General features: G+C 45.9%; 1 protein-coding gene and 1 pseudogene. Both read left to right on the top strand.

Annotated elements, in window-relative coordinates:
* The first annotated feature begins 61 nt into the window (after positions 1-61).
* Positions 62-505: a flagellar export protein FliJ gene (gene fliJ, locus R7093_RS24000; RefSeq protein WP_005457733.1), complete on the top strand. Its 444-nt coding sequence runs from the start codon at positions 62-64 to the stop codon at positions 503-505.
* A 174-nt stretch (positions 506-679) separates the two neighbouring features.
* Positions 680-1234 (top strand): annotated as a pseudogene (locus tag R7093_RS23995) (flagellar hook-length control protein FliK); the annotation flags it as partial.

Here is a 1234-nt window from a genome sequence, read left to right as displayed (position 1 = left end):
ATCGGTGCCATACGATATGTGCGTCAATATGCTCAGAAATATTTTGGGTGGGTAATAGCGTATGAATAATGCGATGGAATTCCTACTTGAGCAGACCAAAGAGCGCGAAGACCAAGCCGTACTTGCGCTGAACAAAGCGCGCTCTGAGCTTGAAGACTATTACCGTCAGGTTGAGCAAATCGAAAAATATCGTCTCGATTACTGCCAGCAGTTGGTGGATCGTGGTCAAGCGGGTTTAACCGCCAGCCAATACGGGCATCTCAACCGATTCTTATGTCAGCTTGACGAGACACTGTCAAAGCAAAAGCAAGCAGAGCATCACTTCAAAGAACAAGTCGAAAACTGCAAAGACTACTGGCTCAAGATGCGTCAAGAACGCATGTCTTACGAGTGGATGATCGAAAAGAAAGCGAAAGAAAAGCAAATCGCGGAAGCCAAACGTGAGCAAAAGCAAATGGATGAGTTTTCCACGCTGTTGTTTAGCCGTAAGGCCAAGCCGTTCTAATTTTTGTTGAAGTTGATCTCGCTTCCACTCTTTTCCTGTGCGTTGTCCGACAGGAAAAGAGCCTTATGCGTTGGCGTGATTTTTGCAAATTCATGGTTTAATTATCTAATTTTGCCTCTGATGGGCAATCTGGTCACGCCATAAAAAGGCGTAGCTAAAAACGAGAAAGTTTTTATGAATGTGAATTTGTCTAATGTTTCTGCGACTAGCAAGACCTCTGTTTCTGAGTCTTCCGCAAAAGCACCTACAGAAAGCTCTGAAAGCAAAGGTTTTTTTGAAACCTTAGCGGGAGTTTTTACAGGTTCACAAAAAGCAGAAAAAGCGGTCACTCAAACAGCAAGTACAGATGCAAAGACCGACGTTAGCGCCACAGAAGGTGAAACGGTCGAGAAGAATGGCGAGAGCCAAGAATCAGTCGCGAACCGTGAGAGTGTCGACGGAAAAGCGGCTGATGCATTGCTAGAGCATGAAGGCGTAAAAGCCGTTGCTGACGAATCCGAGCAAACTTCGGAATCACTTCAAGAAGAAGGTAAAGCCCCCGTCGTAGCTAAGCAAGCTTTGTCGCCAATGGAGTCAGAGGCTCTGTTGGATTCAAAACAAAGCGCTCAGAACACAGACTCGCAAGACAAGATAGCGGTGGCCAGTGCGATGGGAGAAGGTCAGCAACTACTCGGTCGTATTGAACAAGCGAACCAAGCATTGCAAACCAATGATTCTTTTGTTGATAGC

It is taken from the genome of Vibrio sp. 1580 (assembly GCF_033340055.1).
Note: the sequence above shows the minus strand (reverse complement) of the source record. Positions and strands in the feature narration are given on the sequence as shown.

Bases quoted from the DNA above. Each gene is read 5' to 3' on its own strand.
- fliJ (WP_005457733.1), top strand. From the start codon at position 62: ATGAATAATGCGATGGAATTCCTACTTGAGCAGACCAAAGAGCGCGAA.